The sequence below is a fragment of the Ruegeria sp. CDSB029 genome (assembly GCF_059611125.1).
Genome location: NZ_JBXWOX010000038.1, coordinates 1 through 19,970 on the forward strand (window position 1 = coordinate 1; position 19,970 = coordinate 19,970).

General features: G+C 55.4%; 17 protein-coding genes and 2 pseudogenes. 6 read left to right on the forward strand and 13 right to left on the reverse strand.

Annotated elements, in window-relative coordinates:
- Positions 1-558: 558 nt before the first annotated feature.
- The 9 genes from AC2FI8_RS23600 to AC2FI8_RS23640 all read right to left on the reverse strand — a co-directional run bounded on the left by AC2FI8_RS23600 (position 559) and on the right by AC2FI8_RS23640 (position 9,384).
- On the reverse strand, positions 559-1,947 hold the full coding sequence (locus AC2FI8_RS23600) for an NAD(P)/FAD-dependent oxidoreductase (protein ID WP_281973938.1): 1,389 nt from the start codon (positions 1,945-1,947) through the stop codon (positions 559-561).
- 34 nt (positions 1,948-1,981) lie between these two features.
- Positions 1,982-3,487: an aldehyde dehydrogenase family protein gene (locus AC2FI8_RS23605; protein ID WP_281973939.1), complete on the reverse strand. Its 1,506-nt coding sequence runs from the start codon at positions 3,485-3,487 to the stop codon at positions 1,982-1,984.
- Positions 3,488-3,499: 12 nt separating this feature from the next.
- On the reverse strand, positions 3,500-3,844 hold the full coding sequence (locus AC2FI8_RS23610) for a cupin domain-containing protein (protein ID WP_281973940.1): 345 nt from the start codon (positions 3,842-3,844) through the stop codon (positions 3,500-3,502).
- A 13-nt stretch (positions 3,845-3,857) separates the two neighbouring features.
- Positions 3,858-4,217 carry a cupin domain-containing protein gene (locus tag AC2FI8_RS23615; protein ID WP_281973941.1) on the reverse strand — a complete coding sequence of 120 codons (360 nt, stop codon included), beginning with the start codon at positions 4,215-4,217 and terminating at the stop codon, positions 3,858-3,860.
- A complete protein-coding gene (locus AC2FI8_RS23620) occupies positions 4,214-5,500 on the reverse strand; it encodes a nucleotide disphospho-sugar-binding domain-containing protein (protein WP_281973942.1) in 1,287 nt (428 codons plus the stop codon). The genes AC2FI8_RS23615 and AC2FI8_RS23620 overlap by 4 nt, the downstream gene beginning before the upstream one ends.
- A gap of 19 nt (positions 5,501-5,519) precedes the next feature.
- Positions 5,520-6,584: an ABC transporter ATP-binding protein gene (locus tag AC2FI8_RS23625; RefSeq protein ID WP_281973943.1), complete on the reverse strand. Its 1,065-nt coding sequence runs from the start codon at positions 6,582-6,584 to the stop codon at positions 5,520-5,522.
- Positions 6,581-7,372, reverse strand: a complete 792-nt coding sequence (locus tag AC2FI8_RS23630) for an ABC transporter permease (RefSeq protein ID WP_281973944.1) — start codon at positions 7,370-7,372, stop codon at positions 6,581-6,583. Before AC2FI8_RS23630 ends, AC2FI8_RS23625 begins: the two co-directional genes overlap by 4 nt.
- 1 nt (position 7,373) lies before the next feature.
- Positions 7,374-8,228, reverse strand: a complete 855-nt coding sequence (locus tag AC2FI8_RS23635) for an ABC transporter permease (RefSeq protein WP_281973945.1) — start codon at positions 8,226-8,228, stop codon at positions 7,374-7,376.
- Positions 8,229-8,334: 106 nt separating this feature from the next.
- A complete protein-coding gene (locus AC2FI8_RS23640) occupies positions 8,335-9,384 on the reverse strand; it encodes a polyamine ABC transporter substrate-binding protein (protein ID WP_281973946.1) in 1,050 nt (349 codons plus the stop codon).
- 191 nt (positions 9,385-9,575) lie between these two features.
- Here AC2FI8_RS23640 and AC2FI8_RS23645 point away from each other — a divergent pair, with 191 nt between their 5' ends.
- From AC2FI8_RS23645 to AC2FI8_RS23660, 4 genes are all read left to right on the forward strand, one after another.
- Positions 9,576-10,508: an FCD domain-containing protein gene (locus tag AC2FI8_RS23645; RefSeq protein WP_281973947.1), complete on the forward strand. Its 933-nt coding sequence runs from the start codon at positions 9,576-9,578 to the stop codon at positions 10,506-10,508.
- On the forward strand, positions 10,505-11,791 hold the full coding sequence (locus AC2FI8_RS23650; protein ID WP_281973948.1) for a glycosyltransferase: 1,287 nt from the start codon (positions 10,505-10,507) through the stop codon (positions 11,789-11,791). Before AC2FI8_RS23645 ends, AC2FI8_RS23650 begins: the two co-directional genes overlap by 4 nt.
- Before the next feature lie 591 nt (positions 11,792-12,382).
- Entirely contained in the window at positions 12,383-12,853 is a 471-nt protein-coding gene (locus AC2FI8_RS23655; protein WP_496781158.1) for a hypothetical protein, read from the forward strand.
- Positions 12,853-13,557, forward strand: a complete 705-nt coding sequence (locus tag AC2FI8_RS23660; protein WP_496781159.1) for a hypothetical protein — start codon at positions 12,853-12,855, stop codon at positions 13,555-13,557. The genes AC2FI8_RS23655 and AC2FI8_RS23660 overlap by 1 nt, the downstream gene beginning before the upstream one ends.
- 370 nt (positions 13,558-13,927) lie before the next feature.
- Here AC2FI8_RS23660 and AC2FI8_RS23665 read toward each other — a convergent pair whose 3' ends face one another.
- From AC2FI8_RS23665 to AC2FI8_RS23675, 3 genes are all read right to left on the reverse strand, one after another.
- Positions 13,928-15,517: a DUF1254 domain-containing protein gene (locus AC2FI8_RS23665; RefSeq protein WP_496781160.1), complete on the reverse strand. Its 1,590-nt coding sequence runs from the start codon at positions 15,515-15,517 to the stop codon at positions 13,928-13,930.
- 12 nt (positions 15,518-15,529) lie between these two features.
- Positions 15,530-15,925, reverse strand: a complete 396-nt coding sequence (locus tag AC2FI8_RS23670; protein ID WP_099275991.1) for an OmpA family protein — start codon at positions 15,923-15,925, stop codon at positions 15,530-15,532.
- A 95-nt stretch (positions 15,926-16,020) separates the two neighbouring features.
- The gene (locus AC2FI8_RS23675; protein ID WP_215969725.1) at positions 16,021-17,550 is read right to left on the reverse strand and encodes a DUF1214 domain-containing protein; all 1,530 of its coding nucleotides are present in this window, start codon (positions 17,548-17,550) and stop codon (positions 16,021-16,023) included.
- Between the two features lie 184 nt (positions 17,551-17,734).
- Here AC2FI8_RS23675 and AC2FI8_RS23680 point away from each other — a divergent pair, with 184 nt between their 5' ends.
- Positions 17,735-18,784: an AraC family transcriptional regulator gene (locus tag AC2FI8_RS23680; protein WP_496781161.1), complete on the forward strand. Its 1,050-nt coding sequence runs from the start codon at positions 17,735-17,737 to the stop codon at positions 18,782-18,784.
- A 255-nt stretch (positions 18,785-19,039) separates the two neighbouring features.
- On the opposite strand, the pseudogene AC2FI8_RS23685 reads toward AC2FI8_RS23680, so the two are convergent.
- A pseudogene (locus AC2FI8_RS23685) lies at positions 19,040-19,756 on the reverse strand (type IV secretory system conjugative DNA transfer family protein); the annotation flags it as partial.
- An 86-nt stretch (positions 19,757-19,842) separates the two neighbouring features.
- Here AC2FI8_RS23685 and AC2FI8_RS23690 point away from each other — a divergent pair.
- A pseudogene (locus AC2FI8_RS23690) lies at positions 19,843-19,970 on the forward strand (IS6 family transposase); the annotation flags it as partial.

Sequence of the window (19,970 nt, forward strand, 5' to 3'; positions counted from 1 at the left end):
AACTCAAACAGAAATCGAACCAGAGCCTCCGTTACGAAAACGCCTCAGCTCTCCGAAAAACTCTGAAGACGGACAGATAACTTCGTCCCACGTGCGGAACCAACGGTGTTTACGCAACCTTAAAGCAATTCCAGGTTCCGCAAAGAGATTCTGTTGGAATACAGCGAACGGTCAATGTGCCTGACGACACCCCCGGATGTTCGTCGTTTGGTTAAAGGCAATTTCATTTGAGCAGTTCTTGTAAGTCTGCAATGTCCGGGTTAGCTCCCAAACCGGAGCTTCAAATCTAAGCGTGGTGACTTCGGTATTGCGGACTGAGTGTGAGTTCGCTGCGATTGCTCCAATGTCGGATATCAAAAAAGTTCTGCCACCTGTCGTCAGACGCTCAGGTAGTAAAGTCCTATTTACCTGCTTTCCAACACTCATGCTCTCCCTTTCACCTGGAGAGGATTGATTCAAGCCACGCACAGCGACAAAATCGGCCAGGGAGGTGAAAAGTGTTGAAAGGGAAGGCCAATCCATAAGACCACTTGGCTGTGCGATGGCGGTCTGACGTCTTCAGGAATCAAAGCCAATTCCCAGCCGATCAAGACACCTTAGGTAAAACGACCGATTTCCGGTCTGATCTTCCCAGGCCAGATCTCGTTGCGCGCGGCGGATTGCAAGGCTTCTCAGCGGCTCGGGGGGAAAGGGCACCGGGCGGCGGCGTATCATGCTCAGCGTTGTGCGTTCGGTTTGTTTGCCCTCCAGCATGTCCAGCATCGCAAGGGCCGCGAACCGCGAGGCGGTAACCCCTTGCCCGGTGAACCCCATCGCATAGGCCAACTGGCCATCAAGGGCGGTGTTGACAAAGAACGTCGTGCGGGCCGAGGTGTCGATGATCCCGCCCCAGGCATGCGAAAACTGCACGCCGTCCAGTGCCGGGAGAGCCGCCCGGAAAGTACCGGCAAGCCGGTTGAACGTTTCTGGCCGATCCTGCAGGGCGACATCGCGGTCGCTGCCATAATGATAGATAGCGTCGTACCCGCCCCAAAGGATACGGTTGTCTGCGGTTTTACGGGAATAGTGAAACTGATTGCCGCTGTCAGCGACCCCGTGCCGCCCCTCCCAGCCAATGGCGGCCAGTTGATCGGCATTTAACGGCTCAGTCACAAGCGCGTAGTCAAACACCGGGATAATCGCGGCGCGCAGGCGTTTCAGCAACGGCACGGCGGCGTTTGTGGCCAGAATTATCTGTCGCGCGGAAATGCGCGCCTTATCGGTTGCCAGCCGGATAGACGCACCCTGTTTGGGAAGCGCTGTTACCGGTGAATGCTCATATAGTTCGACACCCTTGTCGATGCAATTTTCCCGCAAGCCTGCAACCAGTTTACCGGGATTGATCAGAGCATAATTGGGCTCAAACAGGCCAGTATCATATACGGGGCTGTTCAGCTTGTCGTGCAGATCAGCGCCTTGCAAAATCTGCGTGTCATACCCGAACCGCGCAAAAACCTCCTGCGTGGCCTTCAGGCCCTGCACCTGCCATGGGGTGGCCGCGACATTAAGCTTTCCCGCGCGCTCAAACTCGGCGTCTATGCCGAAATCTGTGATATCTTGCTGAAACCCATCAAGGTTCTCGTGGCCTAGCCGGACAAGGGTTTCGGCTTCCTTCGGCCAGCGGGCAACGGCATTGGCCGCCCCATGTGAAATGCTTGGGGCGCAGAAACCACCATTGCGCCCGCTGGCGGCATTCCCGCATCTGTCGGCCTCCAGAACAACGATGTTTTTGTCCGGCCAGCGTTCGCGGGCCTTCAGCGCGCTCCACAGGCCGGTGAATCCCCCGCCGACGATCGCCAGATCACAGGTCAGATCATCCTCAAGGGATGGGTTGTCAGCCCCTGGCACATAAGAACTGGTCCAGAACGGTGTTTTGGTTAACTGATCGGGATCGCAAAAATTTTGCACCTGACAGGCTTTCTAAAAGTACTGCATGAACGGATCAGACATGTTTGCGCCCGCCTGTTTCCAGAAACCAATCGTCGGGATAAGGGTACCACCACTCATGGCGCACCGGTTTGTGATCAAGAACAACCATTTTTGAGCGCCGGAATGCATCCAACCCCTGCCGGCCCAACTCGCGCCCAAGGCCCGAGCTTTTCCACCCCCCGAACGGCAACGCATCATTGTCGATCATCGGGTTGTTGATCCAGACCATGCCCGCCTCCAACCGCTCTGACGCTTCATGTGCTTCGGCGAGGTCGGTGGTGAAAATCGAAGCGCCCAGCCCGAAGGGGCTGTTATTGGCCTGTTCCAGCGCCGCGTTAAAATCAGGCACGCGGACAATGGCAACAACCGGCCCGAAAATCTCTTGCTTTAGCAGATCCATATCCGGGCGACATCCGGTCAGAATTGTTGGTTCATAGTACCAGCCGTTGTCCAGCCCCGGTGGCACCCGCCCGCCGCATTCGACCTTTGCACCCTTGTTCACGGCATCAGCCACCAAACGCTCTACCTTGTCGCGTGCCGCCTTGCTGACCAATGGGCCTATTTCGGATTTTTCAAGCCCGTTGCCAATGCGCAGACGGCTCGTTTCCGCAACGAAAGCTCTTACAAACGCATCATGGACGGCATCCGTCACAAACAGACGCTCGGTCGAGGTGCAGACCTGACCGGACAGGTGGAATGCCCCGGTAACCGCGCCGGCGGCGGCAATGTCTAGCGGCGCATGATCTGTAACGATCATCGGGTCAGAACCGCCAGCCTCGATCACTGCCGGTTTCATCCGCGCGCCTGCGGCACCAGACACGGCCCGCCCCGCCGCCACCGAGCCGGTAAAGGCGATGGCGTGGGTCTTGTCGCTTTCCACCAGTGCCTGTCCAACCTGCGCCCCGCCGGGCAGACAGGCCACAAGGTCCGGTGGCATATCGTCAAACACCTGCATGAATTCCAGCGTTGAAAGTGTGGCCGCTTCGGCCGGTTTGATGACACAGCCATTGCCCGCCGCCAATGAGGCCGCAACCGTCCAGCACATCAGCAGGATCGGGAAATTAAACGGCATGATATGGGCCGAAACGCCGTAAGGTTCATACCGCGCATATTGCAGCGATCCGGCTTGTGTGGTGCCGGCCAGCTTACCGGCCTCATCCCGTGCCATTTCTGCGAAATACCTGAAGACGGGTGCACAGTTTGCGACCTCACCAATCGCCTCGGGGTAAGGCTTGCCCATCTCCCGGCTCATCAGAATGGCGCATTGCGTCATGTCGGTGGCCTCGATCCTGCTGGCCAGCGCGTGCAACTTCTGCGCTCGGGATTTGGCATCCACTTTTGCCCACAGTTTTTGTGCTGCATTGACCCGGGCAAGAGTGGCTTCCAGCTCCTCACCGGATACCTGGGCGCGTATACCAACCTGATCCTGAGTGGCCGGGTCGATCACTGGCACACCCGGCATTTGGCTGAGTTCGTAGGTTGGCGATAGATAATATCGCGCTGTCGTTTCACCAGGCATTCTGCGCTCCCTTCAGCGGATCATGTAGACCTTCTTGACCGTCTCGTGTACCGTGCACACCCCTTTCCAGTCCTGCGGGAAAAACGCAGCCGTATCGGGCATGATCTCGATGACATCGCCGCTTTCATGCACATAGGTACATCGCCCTTCCAGAAAGTGGCAAAATTCATCCTTCGTGACATGGCAGTCCCATTTGCCCGGCGTGCAGATCCACAAGCCGCACTCGCTTTGCCCGTCCGGCCCCTTGTGCAACAGTTTACCGGACGTGTGCGATGTGCCCTCGATCATGGTCGGAATCTCGCCCCAGTCCACCGTGTCAGTGATTTCAAGCGGCTTGTGCATCACGGGTGTTTTCATCGGCGTGTCCCCTTCAGGCTAGCATGTAGATGTTGCGGGTGGTATCGTGGATCGTGGCCTCTCCGGTCCAGCCAGCAGGGAACAGCACGCAGGTGCCCGCACTGACCTCGATCACTTCACCGCTGTCTGACACATAGGTGGCTCTTCCGGCGACGAAGTGGCAGAACTCGTCGCGCGGCACAGACAACCGCCAGCACCCCGGCGAACACAACCAGACGCCGGTTTCCGGTGAATTGTCCGGTCCTTTGTGCAAAAGCCGCCCGGTGGAATGTGACTGACCTTCGACCATATCGGGCTGTGGCCCCCAATCCAGCAGGTCATCATAGTTGGTCGCCTGATGGATATGGGGGGCCGTAGAAGACAGGTTGGTCATGCGGATGACCCTGCCAGATCAACCAGTATCCTGGCGGCTTTTTCCTGTCCGTTTTGCGATTGCATATGGGCCGAGGTTTGCTGCAACCGGTCGGCCATCGCCTTATCCGTCAGGCAGGCTTCGATCTTCGCGATTAATTCCTCGTCGGTCCATTCATAGCGATCCGAGCGGAACCCATGCCCGGTTTCCTGCACCCGCATCGCGTTGTCGTGCCCGTCCCAGACATAGGACATGATAATCGCCGGTTTGCCGAAATAGAGGCATTCGGTAAACGAGTTGTTGCCGCCATGGTGAATAACCGCATCAACCTGCGGGATCACCGAAGGCTGCGGATACCAGCCCTCGATGATGACGTTGTCGGGGATGTCTGAATACTCTTCCTTGTAGTCGCCGACATTGACCAACGCACGGTAGCGCGAGTTGGCGACAAGATCGATCAGACGCTTGAGCAGATCAGTGTCACCCGCCCCCAGAGACCCAAACGAGATATAAAGCAACGGCCCGTCATTGTTCTTTTTGAAAGTCGGCACCTCATAAGGTTCGTCCTGACGCACACAGCCTTCAAGATACTGGAACTGTGCGGGATTAAGCGGCGCGGACCGGGTGTATTTCACTTGCTCGGGGTAGAGCAGCAGGTTCATGTAGGGCGACGCTTCAAAGAATTGGCCAATCGGGTAGGCGTCTTCGCCCGTCGTTTCCAAAAAGGCGTTAAAATCGCCATGGATCGGCTTGATCACCTCGTTGAACCGGGCCCGGAACGCGGCGTGACCTGCTATATCGTCTTCGGCCATACCCGACAGATGCGGTGGAATGCTGTCATCCTCGATCTCGTTTTCCGAGCATGAGATGATGCGTACCCACGGCACGCCATACTGCTTGATCGCGGGGAACAGGATGACGTTATCAACTGAAATCACATCCGGCTTGATCTTGGCAAGAATTCCCGGCAGATCCTTTTCCGCCCATTTGGCGCTGTCGACAATCGCCTCCCAGCATTCCTTGACGTAGTTATCAATCTGGTCGATCGGCGCCTTGCGGAAATTCGGGATATGACCGTTGATAAAGTCTTCCCAAAACTTGGCCATCTGTTCAGGTGGCATCGGCTCGGACAGGTTGACCGGATGCGCTTCAAACCCATAGCCTTCGTACACCTCGATAAAACCAGGGTCGGACAGAAACACGGCCTTGTGGCCCATACGTTCCACCGCCTGGGCAATACCAACCGAGTTCAGCGCCGGGCCAAAAGCCGCTTCGGGGAAAAATGCAAAGGTTTTCTGTGTCATTGTAGTCTCCTTTGTTGTTTCAAGCCGCAAAAATGCGGGTATCCTTGGCCGACCAGCCGACGGTGACGTCATCATCAATCGACAGGGGGCGTATTTCAGCCGCATCAGCGGTCAGGCGTACCAAAACCGGTTGCGGGGATGTGGGTGTTTCCAGATGCAGGTGCAGATCAAGCCCATGATAGGCCATCGCCCGCACGGTGCCTGAAAGGCTGTTGTCATTGCCCTCGCCGCCCAAGTGAAGCCGCTCTGGCCGGATTGCCGCGACAACATCCGCCCCGTCGCTTAGGCCATCGGGAAGCTCAGCCTTGAACATCTGGCCGTTGGCGGCAAGAACTTTGCCGCCCGATACCTTTGCAGGCAGGAAATTCATGACACCGATAAAATCCGCAGCATAGCGATTGGCAGGATGCTCGTAGATTTCCCTTGGGTTGCCGCATTGCAGTAGCTGACCATCTTTCAGAATGGCAATGCGATCGGCCATGACCAGCGCTTCTTCCTGATCGTGGGTCACGACAATGAAGGTGATGCCAAACTCATCCTGGATGCGCTTCAACTCTAGCTGCATTTCGCCGCGCAGCTTCTTGTCCAGAGCGCCAAGCGGTTCATCCAGTAGCAACAGGCGGGGTCTCTTGACCAGCGCGCGGGCAAGTGCGACGCGTTGTTTCTGGCCACCTGACAACTGATCGGGTTTGCGGCCAGCAAGATGCGATAGCTGGATGATGTCCAGCATATCGGCCACCCGCGATTTGATCTCCGAGCGGGGCAGTTTTTCCATTTCAAGCCCGTAGGCGATGTTCTGTGCAACACTCATATGTGGGAACAGTGCATAGGACTGGAACATCAGGTTCACGGGCCGATGGTTCGGCTGCACATGCGAAATGTCGTGACCATCAAGATGCACGGTGCCCGCGCTTGGCATCTCGAACCCGGCGAGGATGCGCAGCAGGGTGGTTTTGCCACTACCCGAGGCACCCAGAAGCGCGAAGAACTCATTTTCCGCGATATCCAGCGACAGGCCGGCTACCGCCTGAACAGCGCCAAAGCATTTCTCGACATTGCGAAGTGACAAAAGAGGGGTGGTCATTGTCCCGGCAAACCTCCGCGGTTCAGACGTTGCGACAGCGCCAGTGCAACCACCGACAGCGTCATGACGAGGGTGGCCAGCGCATTGATCTCAGGCGTGACACCAAACCGGATCATGGCAAATATCTGCATGGGCAGGGTGATGGAATCGCGTCCCGCACCGGCGGTGAAAAAGGCGATGATGAATTCGTCCACCGATAGGGTAAAAGCCAGAAGCGCCCCCGCAATGACTGCGGGCATCATGACCGGTAGCACGATCCGCCATAATGTGACCGGGGTGGATGCGCCAAGGTCGGTGGAGGCCTCAACAATCGACCAGTCGAAGGTTTTCAGGCGTGCGCGCACCACCGAACACACAAAGGCCAGGTTGAACACCACGTGGCTGGCAATGATCGTGTGCAGGCCCATTGTGACATTCAGCATGGAAAAGAAGCTCAGAAGCGCGATGGCCAGAACAATGTCCGGGATGATCATCGGGGCAAAGATGATGGTTTCCAGAAAGCGCCCCTTGCGCCGACGGATTTCCACGCCGATTGCCAACAGGGTGCCCAGAACCGTTGCCATCAGCGTTGACACTACGGCTACGATTAGGGTGTTCAGGGCCGCGCCAAGGATCTGATCGTTGGCCAGAAGTGCGCCATACCACTTGACCGAGAACCCGGTCCAGGCCGTGGGCAACCCGCCTTCGTTGAAGGACAGGGCGAACAACACCGAAATCGGCACGTAAAGAAACGCAAACACGGCCGCAATGATCATGTACATCAGGCGAAGGTTGCTTTTCCCGGCCATCTCAGCTGCCTCCGCCACGGCCGCCAGAGGCACGTTCGGTCGCAAAGGTCTGCAATGTCAGCAGCCCCATCATGATTGCGATCAATATCATCGATAGCGCAGATCCAAACGGCCAGTCATTGGCGGTCAGGAACTGGGCATAAACAAGGTTGCCGATCATCTGGAATTGCCCACCCCCCAGCAATGCCGGGGTTACGAAGTTGCCGATCGACAGGACGAAGACAAACACGAAACCGGTGGCGATTCCCGGCACTGTCAACGGCAGGATCACCCGGCGAAACGTGGTCCAGCCTGATCCGCCCAGATCGCGTGAGGCCTCGGATATTTCTGGGTTCAGGCGCGACAGCGGCGCATAACAGGCAAGAATCACAAAGGGCAGGTAGTTATAGACCAACCCGGCCACAACGGCGCCTTCGGTATAGAGAAGTTTGGGCAGTTCTCCGTCATACCCCAAGGCGCGCGCGATACCGGTTATCAGTCCCTCGCGGTTCAGCAGCACGATCCAAGCATAAGTGCGCACCAGATAGTTTGACCAGAACGGCAGCACTGCGAAGAACAGCAGCACAGGCTGGCGCCGGCGCGGCATCGCGGCAATCGCGTAGGCCGCCGCATAACCAACGACCACCGCGATCAAAGCCGAAAGCCCGGCAATCCAGGCCGATTTGAGAAAGATACCGGCATAAAGCGGGTCAAACACCAGTGCGATGTTTTCGAGCGTAAAAGTGTATTCAATACCGCCGTAAATACCGCGCCGGAAAAACGCCAATGCCAAAATTAGCAGACACGGGATAACCATGAACGCGGTCAACCAGGCCAGCGCGGGCGACATTAGGTAGATGGGTTTGCGGTCTTTCATGGCGGCAATTTCTGTCCACGCGCCGCTGCAACGCGACGGGAGAGGTTAAACAATAGCGGAAAGGGGCACCAAGCCTTGGCGAAACGCCCCAACCTATTTGGCGATGTTAGTTCGCCGCCTTGATTTCCGAAACGATGCGCGAATAGTCTCGCTGCGCTTCACCCACATCACGAAGTTGTTCATAGGCCGTCATCTCGGACGGGCTCATGCCCATGTTCGGGAAAGTCTCAATCAGACTGGCATCCAGCCCTTCCATCGCGGCCTGATTTGGAACCTTGTACAAAATGTTCTCTGCCGCCCAGCGATGCGTTTCGGCACCCAGGATGTAATCCACGAATGCATAAGCCGCGTCTTTGTGTTCAGAGTTTTTGAGGATCACCATGGTATCAACCCACAGATCAGACCCTTCTTCAGGCACAACGTATTTGATGTCGGCGTTTTCGGCGATGCCATAGTTGCACCAGCCATCCCATGCGTGCACCAGCTCCGCTTCACCCGATACCAGTTTGGAATAGAAAGTGGTGTCGTCATAGGCCAGCAGCGTGCCCTTGGCGCTAATCAACAGGTCGCGGACCTCGGCCATTTTGTCGGCATCCGTTTCGTTAACCGAATAACCTTTGGCCAGTTGCCCTGCACCTAACAGCCAGCGATCCGTGGCTAGCATGGTGGTTTTGCCGGAGACTGCATCACTTGGTGCTAACAGGTCCATCCAACTGTCGGGCACGTCGGCCACCAGATCTGAGCGATAGCACAACCCGGTTGTGCCCCACGCATAAGGCATCGAGAACTTATTGCCCGGATCGTGGTTAAGCGTCGTTGCCTCGGCATAAAGATTGGCCGCGTTGGGCAGCTTTGCATGGTCCAGTTCCTCAGCCAGCCCGAGGTTGTGCAACACTTCGGCGAACGGCGAAGACACAAAGACCACATCATAGCCTTTGCCCTTCGAGGCAATCAGCTTGCCCATGATTTCTTCGTTGGTTGCGTGTAGCACCAGTTCAGCGGTGTTGCCGGACGCGGTGTTAAACGCCTCAACGGCATCAGGTGCCATGTAGCCATCCCAGTTGGACACAACGAGATCTTCAGCCCATGCGGCACTTGCGAAGCAGGTCAAACCCACCCCAATCAGGGCCCGGGCAGTAGGTGATTTGTGGAACATACCATTCCTCCAGTTCAATGTTGGATGATCGCAAAGCCAACGCTTCGTGATCTTAGATTCTTCAAAGCGGTTCTTGCTGACCGCCTTGGATTCAGTATTATTATGTGAAAAGATACGTCAATCTGTATTCAATGTTCTTTTTCGGGGCGTGGCTTGTTTCCCGAATTTTTTGCCCCCGAAAGGCCGAGCTGATGACCGATGCGCGTCGCAACACACGACAAAACCACCTCGAGCTAGCCCAAAAAGTGTTGAACATAGCGTTCGAACGCGGCATGAAGGCCGGCGACCACTTGCCCGAACAGGGCTTTTCCGCCGCCTGTGGTGTGTCGAGAACCCCAATCAGGTCTGCATTTAAGCTTTTGGAAGAAAACGGAGTTCTGTCATGGAAGGAGGAGGAGGGTTATTTTCTGGCAATTCAGACACGAGAAGAACAGGCCGAAGCAGTACGCAGGCTAGAAGACCTCGAAGATTCCCTAGCTAGGCGCATTCTGTCTGATCGCGCCGAGCGCCGTATCGGCGAAGTTCAGTCCGCCAGTGCCCTCGTGCGTCGTTACAAAGTCTCACGCAATACTGTACTTAATGCATTAAAAATACTATCTCGCGATGGCATTGTTACCCAATTGCCCGGCAGATCTTGGGCCTTTCAGCCAATCCTTGATTCCCCAAATTCCGTCGAAGACAGCGTTGCCTTCCGTCTGACCATGGAACCTCAGGCGATCCTGGCACCTAGGTTCACAATGGATTTCAAGCGCGCCGGGCTGCTGCGCAGCCAGATGGAAGACATCCTGAAGCTTCGTAACGGAAGCATCACCTGTTCCGGGTTCCGGGCAATTGATACAGAGTTTCACAGCTTCATCGCCGAATGTTCCGGCAACCGTTTCATCCGCGGCAGCCTGCTGACACATCACCGGTTGCGCCGGACCACCCAGAAAGATGCCTCGATACCGGATTTCCGGCTACGGCAATCGCTGGAAGAGCATCTGGAAATTCTTGAAAGCCTTGAGCGCAATCAGTTCGACCTGGCGGCGGACCAGATGGTCCTGCACCTACGCAAGTCCCGGGTGCGCCGCCCCGAAGCCGCCAACCGCGGTATTCCTCCAATGAAACGCGGGGTGCAGTCATGACATCCGGGCCAACCATTGCCCTGTTCCCCGAGGCAAGCTTTGGTGCCGCGCTGAACTGCGTCGGGATAGCTCAGGAACTGGAACGACAGGGTGCCAACCCGGTGTTTATCTGCCACCCGGGCTTCACCGGCGTGTTCGCTGAATATGGTTTCAAGGAGTATCACCTTCCTGAGCAAAGGCGCAGCAACGACGCGTCAAATGAAGATTACTGGCAGGGCTTTATCAACACGCATCTACCGCACTTCAACCTGTCCGCCCTCGATCAGCTGGCAACCTACGTCGCTCCAACCTGGGAGGCGATTGTCAGCACAGCCGAAGCTGTCGAAGACGGATTAAGAGACCTCTTCAACCGGATCAAACCGGATGCAATTCTGCTCGATAACGTCATCATGTTTCCCGCTGTCGCAAACGCTGGCTGCCCCTGGGTGCGGATCGTATCCTGTGCGGAAACCGAGCTACCTGATGCCAACGTGCCACCGTATCTCTCTGGTCTGGCGCCCGATGATGTTCCGGCACGTACCGAATTCGAAAAGGCCTATGTGGACAACACCCGCGCCCCACATCGCAGGTACAACGAATTTCGCAAGGCCCGGAAACTACCGCCCCTTCCCGCAGGGATTTTTCTTGAAACGTCACCGTGGCTCAACCTGCTTCTGGCGCCTGCCTGCGTGCGGTACCAGCGCGCCGAGGTTTTGCCTGAAGGCCAGTTTGTCTTTCTCGAAGGCTGCGTGAGGGATGAAGGCCATTTCAAGTCACCGCATTTCCCCAAGGACAACGGCCCGCTGGTGTATCTCAGTTTCGGCTCTCTCGGGGCAAGTGACACACAGCTGATCGGGCGGATGATAGAGGTCTTCGCCACATTGCCGGCGCGGTTCCTGGTGAATGTGGGTGGCTTTCTGGAGGCTTATAGTCAGGTTCCTGATAACGTCATTCTGGGAAGCTGGTTTCCCCAACCTTCTGTTGTGGCCGAATGCGCCGTGATCATCCACCATGGTGGCAACAACAGCTTTTGCGAGGCTCTGTATCACGGTGTTCCGTCGCTGGTGATGCCCTATTGCTGGGATGGTCATGACAATGCGCAACGCGCCGAGGCCGTGGGCGTGGGGCGCGCAATCCATCGCGCAGACTGGGAGCCAGAAGACCTGCGGTCCCTGATTCTGGAGCTGTTGAACAATGCGCCCATGAAAACTCATCTAGCTGAAATGTCGGATGTGATGAAGAAGCACTCGGGCACGCGAAAAGCTGCAGAGGCTGTCCTGAAGGTGGCTCTTGTACCGGCTTGATGTTAGGCGACAATGCCCTTGGCACGATCAGAAATCGCTCCGGAATTTGGCAGTTTCTGATCGCCGTGCGTCTTTTCTTTGCGCAGTACCTTATGTCAGAAGCAACTGACCTGCTGACCGATTGAAAATGGGTGCTCGCAAGAAGATTGGCGCGTATCCCACGCAGTAAAAAGTCGAATCTTCCCCGTCGAAACCCAACGCCAACAAGTTTTGGTAAAATGCATTGAAGGCGCATTTGATGGTCCTTCGTCGTCAGGCTTCCCTGATTCAGAATCGTACGCTTTGCTGCCATTCGCGCCCCGCGCGGCATCCGTCAGAAAGGGCTCGGAGCGGACATTTCGTGGAATCTGCTCAATATCTGCTTTGCGGACAAAGCGGACGCCTGAAAACAGGCTGCGGCTCAGTCGTCCACACTGTTCACTAACCTATCCCTTGGAAAGGTTCACCAAGATGCTGTCAAAGCCTGCAAGGTGGCGACGGGAAGCAATCCTTGTCAGGGTGTTGCCAACGCGGTGCCCCTGGTAGAATATTCAGTAGGGAGTAAGTTCGAAACGCGGACAACGAGAGTGCTGAACAGCAAAGGGGATTGATATGTTAAAGTGGCTTTCGCTCGTATTGGGTCTGGTCGTTGTGACGCCAGTCTGCGCTGAAGAACTCGGAACTCTGACAGGGAAAGTGGACAACGAGGACGCCGTTCTGGAACTGATCGCCTCGCAGTCCGACCACCGGGGCGATGAGAATTTCGGCAGCGTTTCAATGGTGTTTTCCGCCAAGGGAACAGCGGGTGTAAAAATGCTTTTTGTCGGCTTTGAATGGAGGGACGGCACCGCCGCCGTGCCGGATATCCGCATCGTTGCCGATGACAGGTCAATGTATTTTCCACGCGAAGACGAGGAGTTCCTTCTGGAAATCGACGAAGCCAGCAAGACCGGAGAGTTTCTGTCAGTGAAGGGCCGGCTGCGGTTCATCGCGGAACACTCCAAGGACTTCGGAAGGACACGCGATCCATCCAACACACATACACTCGAAGGGTCTTTTGAGGCCACGATCGGGCCGGTTTGATGTGGTGGAACAAAGCCGTTGCCGTGCTATTGGCGTCGATCTTGTCGGCCCATGCTGCATCCGCAGAGGATGTCTGTCCGATCGAGGTTGATGGGGCAAGCTTCGTGGGTGCCTACACGCTCGCGCTTGGCGACATGTCCATCGAGGACGCTCACAGTGCTGACCGCGATTCCTGGTCCTTCTTCGTGGGCGCGGGTCAGGATGCTATCCGGCTACCGCTGACCTCTGAGTCTATGGACATCCGGATCGTGCAGGGATCAAAAGGACAACTTTATCTGACCGACGGCTATCAGGACGCGCCAATCGCGATCCGCTACGAAAGCAGCCCGTACATAACCCAGGACGTCAAAAAGTTCATTTATGAGCTTATGGCTGAATCGGACCGATTGCGGGCCGCAAAAGGGCTTGTCGCCCCGGAGGACCCGAAGCACCAAGGGTCCAAATCCGTGACCACCGGTGAAGCATATTACCTCGCGTGCCTTCCGCCCGGTCCGACGACCCTGTTCGCGAAAGGGGAGACTGAAACGGTCAGTTTTTCATATGGGCTGGCGGTGCTTTCGCATTCCAAGGAGTCGACCCTCATGTTGGGGCGGCTCAACTGGAGCGGGGTAAACGGAGTGCGCGCAACCCGCCAGGTCATCATGTTGCGTGGTCAATTCGCCGAAATGGATTATTGGTTCAAGAACTATCTACCCGCACAGTGACGCCGCTAATGGTGGCCGCAGAACTGCCGATATCCAGGCAATGGTTTCACCACGTTCCTGCACCGGGTTCGAAACCCTAACGAAATTCCACAACGGGCTAAGAGCTGTCATCTGACTACTTCAGTCAGGCTATTTTGGCTCTAATGACCGTTGAGCGGGACTTTCCAGACCTTCAACTGGTTCAAGTTTACGACCGCTTCGGCCACCTGCGGACTTTCGTTGCACACAGGCTTACTATGACAAGCAAATGCGAAACGGGCGTTTAAAGCTGCAACGAAAGGCTGGCCGCTAGTCGACGCACTGACGGATATGTTTTGCGGATTACTATCCCACTTGGAAGGCGGGATAGCGAAAGATCTCTTTTGCGACTTTACTCTACAGGTTCGAAGTCTCCAGGTTTCCAGCTCTTGTCGAACCAAGGCTCCAATGGACCGTAAAGGCGCATCATTGCGTTAAAGCTTCGGCCCGGAGCTGTTTGCGCCCAGTTGTTTTCCCAACCCTCCGGCGCTTCGGGGCCGAAATAGACGGTGTAACTGCCGTCCTCATTGGCTTTGATCCCTTCGCGGTTAGAGTCTATTCCACCGGATTTCTGATCGGTTTCAAGGATCGACCGTGTTTGACCGCTATACAGCATGAACGACCAGAAGTTATTGGCAGGAACCGGACCGGGAAGTGTGACTTTGTAGGTATTGGACCCATCCAGATACTCCCCGTTCACATCCCGCGCGGTCATTGCATAAACCGAACCCGATCCGACTGGGGGTGAGGTCATCGCAGGCGTGATGCCCGTCGCCATGTAGAAGAAGTAGCTCCGGTCGTCCAAGATGCGCGCACCGTCTTCCAAGAAAAGATAGCTTTGGCGTTGGAACGGTGAATTCCACTGGCGATCTTCATAGAAGTAAACGCCGGGGTCACGCGCGGCATAGGTGATAGAACGCGCTGTGGCGTTGGCGATAGCTGCGGCTTCGACCATGATTTCCCGCATCCGTGCATCGGGTTCAAATGGCTCGCCTTTTTTCAATCCGATGGAAGCAAACGTGCCTACAATCTCCGGATCAAAGGCACCGATCGGGTTGTTGTTCAGCGCAACGTTAATCTCATGAAAGAAATCTTCGTTGTTGGCGTGAACCGTTTTGTACTGGACATCCGACACGTTGATGAATTTCTCGGCCGGCGGATTGGCGGCCTGCGCTAGTGGATAGACATTCAGACCCGCCTTGATTTCAGCCACCGGTCCGGCTGTGCTGCCATCAGCATCAGCATCAGCATCAGGCGAACGGCGCAGCAGCAGCCAATGCTCATAGGTCTTGGTTCTGAGTTCGAAATACCCCTCAGGTACGGGCGTTTCATCGTCATGATGCATCAAGAGGTACTTGCCGCCCTTGCCCTTGTCCGCGCCAAGCGCGCCGATATCCGCAACATATTCAAATGCCGCATCATCAAGCAGGCCAAGCAATCCGGCGGGCACTTCGATAACAACCGGTCCTTCTGAAATATCAACATTTGATCCGATGTAGATCGTAGTTGTGTTCGGGGTCAGCCAGATCGACCGGGCATTCATCAAGGTTTCAGTGATAACAATATCATTGGGCGCGGCACCGACATCTTCATACCCTTGGAACATCCCCCTGAGTGATGCGATTTTCATTCCATCCAAGAACGCAGAAGTCGCACGCATCAGATCAAGATTATCAAAGGTCTTTTGGACGGTTTCAGGTGAAGGCATCCCGTCGAAGAAGCGCAGATCGCCCATGGACTTTGTACGCACAAGATCCGGAGTCAGGACATTCTCTGGAACCATCGCCGCATATTCCGCTGTGGATTGTGCTGGGCTAACAATTTCTTCCGTTGGCAAAGCCTCTACAGTTTCGTCCAAAAGTACGAATTCAACCCTGCGGTTCAGGGCACGGCCTTCGTCACTTTCGTTGGAGGCCACCGGGCTGATCGAACCGGCACCCATGGCAACAAGGCGTTAGGGCGCAACATTGTAAGGTGCGCCCAATAGCGCGGCTCGCACTGCTTCGGCGCGACGCTGTGAAAGGCCGATGTTATAGTCAAAGTCACCAGTGCTGTCGGTGTGGCCAACGATCGCCAGACGCATATTGGGGTGCAAACCCATAGAGCTGGCAAGTTTGAAAAGCACCTGATCGGAAGTGCCACTCAACTCGGCACTGTCATTTTCGAAAAAGCCTCCACTCATGGAAACACGCCCGTCTTCGACCAGAACTTCCCGAACGCGTGCGTCTGTCAGTTCTCCGATTGCTTGTGCCCGGATATCTGTGCCGGGCTTGCGTACCGTTTGCGCATACCCGGCACTGGCCACGATACCGAAACTCAAGGCCAATACAGCTGTGCAAGTTTTTAGCATAAAGCGTGATTTCCTGTTTCTTGTCTCCTGAGAGGGGAAGTCAATCCGGCGCTGCCCACTTTGCGGGCAACGCGACTTTTTTCTTGGAGGCAGATTTACTGTGAGACCTTTTCCAGATCTGGCAGGACCCAACCGCTTTGCAGCCAGCCTTCTTCCGGGCCGTAAAGCCGGAACAGGAGAAAGTATTCTTCTGTGGTCGGGATCCAGTTACTTTCTTTGCCGTCCGGAGCTTCAGGGCCGAAATAGATGTCATAAGATCCGTCGTCATTGACCTGCATTTCCTCGGCATCACGCGCGGACAGGCCTACACGCACAACGTCCCGGATGAACCCTTTGGTTTCCATCGAATAGACGATCACCGACCAGAAATCTTTTGCTGGTGTATCTTTGGGAACGTTCAATGTGTAATTTTTGGTGTAGTCCAGAATGTCACCGTCGCTGTCATTCAATCCCGTCAGATAGAATGTCCCGCCACCCAGATATTTCGGCAGATATGTAATCCAGAAATAGCTCCCTCCGGCCCGATCATCGAGCAACACTTCTTCGTCGGTTTCATATGGAAAGCCAGCTTCTGCCTGACCGGGCGCAAAATCCCAGACCAGCCATTGGGATTTTCTTTCACCTTTGTCATCAACCCAAAGCGGTACCGTTGATTTACCCGGCGCGACAAAGAAATCCTGCATCGCCGCATATGCCAGAACCAACCCTTCGTTCATTGCCGCCAATTGGCGTTCGGTGGGCTCGTATGGTTCGCCTTTTTCGATGCCAAGGCTCTTGAGCATGGACACCATGACCTTGTCCTGCGGGCGGATCGGGTTGCCCTGCAGATAGTCGTTCATGTCTTCAAAGAACGTATGGTTGTAGTAGGGCAGTGAATCATAGGGCAGCTGTGACGCCTCGTGATACGTGGTCGCGGGTGGGTTATCCGCCTCGGACAAGTAATACACCTTGATCTGCTGCGCATACTCGGCTGCATCGGCATCCGTCGCACCATTGTACAGCCGGGGTCGGAACGAGAACCCGTACTGATACGTGTCCGTTTCATACACAAGATATCCCTCTGCCTCGAGATCGGCCTTGGATTTGTCCCCATCATAGCCCGGCGGCAACAACAGATACTTTCCACCTTCACCCTTATCGGCCCCCGCCGGCCCGACGTCCTCGATCGGGACATCCCAGGCGTTCACGATAGTGCCAAAGTAACTGACATTATCGGTGGCTGCTGGGACTTCGACAATCAGCGGACCCGGCTCAGACGTCATCGACCCCCATGCATAGGCTGTAACATCGTTTGGTGTCAGGAACCCGTGCTTGGAATCAAAGGGTTGCTTCAAGTAAACAACATCGTTGATGTCGCCGCCCAAATCGCGCTTTGTCGCTTTGATGAAGTCGACCATACCAACAGCAGGCATTCCCCAGATCGCCGTTTGCGTTGCTCGTTGCACCATTATTTTATATTCGACGTCTTCGATTTCGGCAGACCGGGCAAGAATATCGCCTGTGTCGTTAAAGGTCTGGGCCATAGTAGCGGGAACGCCAAGCGCGACGGCCGCGACAAGCGCCAGAGCAGAAGCGCTTTGGAAGGGTGTTGCCAATTTTGTCAAAAGAGTTTGTGGAACAGGCACTTGGTTCTCCTTATTCGATCAGGTGCTGGAAGGCCTTTCAAGAAACCGGTTGAGGTCCTGTGCTTGATGCCTAATCGCGCTGTTGAACGAACAGTCGTCCAAACGGCGAACCCGACTATCGCACAAAGATCATTGTCAGAAATATCATTTCACGACACACTGCCTGTATTTAGTCGGAGACATAATGTCAGCTTTTTCACCAGCGATGATAACCGCCAAAGCTCTCGGGGCCATGCCGGCGTTTGCATTAAGCGAACTTGGTCAACGCAAAACGCTCCGGATAATGTCAGGTGCTGGCTTGGTCGAAAAGTTTGTCAGCGAACGAGAGGGTTTCATCCCTGAATTTGCGTTATGCGAATTCGTCGCAGGGGTCAGCCGGGAACTGGGCGAAGATAACCTTGGTCTACTGTTTTCGCCCTTTTTGACGGTCGCGGACTATGGTGCATGGGGGGACTATGTGCTGTCAGCACCGGACTTGGGCACGGCCCTGAAACGCGCTCAGCAAGAGATGCGCCTGCACTCGTGCACGGATCGGGTACAATTTGTCACCTTTAACAATCTGGCGTCCTATTCCTATGCATTTGGTCTGAAAGCCCATCCAACATATCCAAATATGGCTTTCAGCGCTGTTGCCGCAATGCTGAGCATTCCTAAACACTTTTTGGGAAAGGATTGGGCGCCGCTGAAAATCGAATTCGATTTTCCAGCAGGGAACCGCGAAACAGCGGCGGAAGACACATTTGGCTGCCCGGTTTTGTTTGGTGGCTCGAAATTAAGGCTGTTGTTCGACAAGACCGTACTGCATGCACCAAACCCAGACCCGAATGTTATCCAAAAGACCACACGCAATGACATTCTAAGGGAACGGTCGGCCCCACCGACCAACTTCCCCAACTCCGCCCGTTCAGTCGTTGAATTGCACCTGGCCGCGCAAGATGTTTCTCTTGAGCGGCTTGCGCAATCAATGGGGATCGGCCCCAGAGGTGTGCAAAGGCAGTTGTCCAGGCACGGCACAGGATTTCGCCAAATCCTGAACGAATCCCGCATGAAACGCGCTCAGGATTTGCTAGGGATGAAAGGGAGCACTGTGGCCAGTGTTTCCGAGGCTTTGGGGTATGAAGAACCGGGAAATTTCTCCAGAGCATTTGCACGATATTTTGGAGTGTCTCCCACAAAGTTCGCCAGTGCAGCTTCGCCTCATAGTATTTTAAATTTGGATAGGCCTTCCAAGTAACGGATAACCTATTGATCCTTGTCGAAGCCAGGCGTTGCCGGTACTTTGAGTTTCCGGTTCTATAAGCTTGGCGCAGTTGCAGCTATTGGCGGCTCTGTACATTTGTGATTTGACCTTCGCTATCGGAACAAATGGCTGCTTTCCGCCCTTACCGCCAATTCGTGCTGTTTGCAGCATTTGTCAGCTTTGGGCTCAAAGAGGCCGTTCTCTGCATAATGAAGTAAGGTCCGGTTCGGCCGCGTCCTGTTACCCCCGTCAAGCGGAGGCGGTACTTTCAGGCCGTTTTGCTCTCATTTTCTCCATCGCCATATCTTTCGCTGACCGGCTTTTGCGTTTTGCGACCGTGCGCTGCGCATCAAAAGCCGCCTGAAGTTCCTGGTCTTTTTCCGAAACCTCTCTCACCGGGGCATGTGCCGGTTTTGCTTCAGCCAGCGCCTTTGCCGTGTCCCTGGCTTGCTCTGCAGCAAGATCCAGGTGTGTCCCATTGACCTTTGGCGTTTCGCCACCCAAGAACTGCATGAAATAAGGATCTTCAAAGTATCGGATCTTGTTTGCAATCACCGGCATCTTGCCTTCGCGAAGCAGCACAACCTCGTTTTCAGGCAATCGGCCAACGTGTTCCGGCCGGAGCAGGCGAATGCCTTCTTCGCGCTCGGATATGCTTCCCATTTCCATTTTACCAAGCGCCCGAGACTTCGATTTGCTCATAACTGTTTTGTCACCGATGGACCTGGACACGTGTTCGCGCACCTCTGAATCCTCAGAGGCCGCAAACATCTGCGTCCCGGCGTTTGCCAGCATCGCCCGCACACCTTCATGCCCATAAATGTCCTGCAGGCGCGACAGCGTTTGCGAAATCACCACGAGCCTGCCGCCGAACGATCGCATTGTGTCATACGCTTCAACGACGCGCTCAAGGTGGCCGAGGCGCTGAAACTCATCGAGCAGCATCAGAACCTTGAACGGCTCATCTTCGGGTTCTGTCGCAAACTTTGTCCCTACCTGTCAGGTCGAGTGCATTTCTGGTAGCGCGCACTAGAACTTGACAGGAGCAGGCCGTGACGATCTCATTTAAGGGTGCGCATTTTCCGAAAGACGTGATCTTGCACGCGGTTTTCTTCTACCTGCGCTACGGTGTTTCATACCGGGATCTGGAAGAAATCATGGCGGAACGTGGCGTTGATCT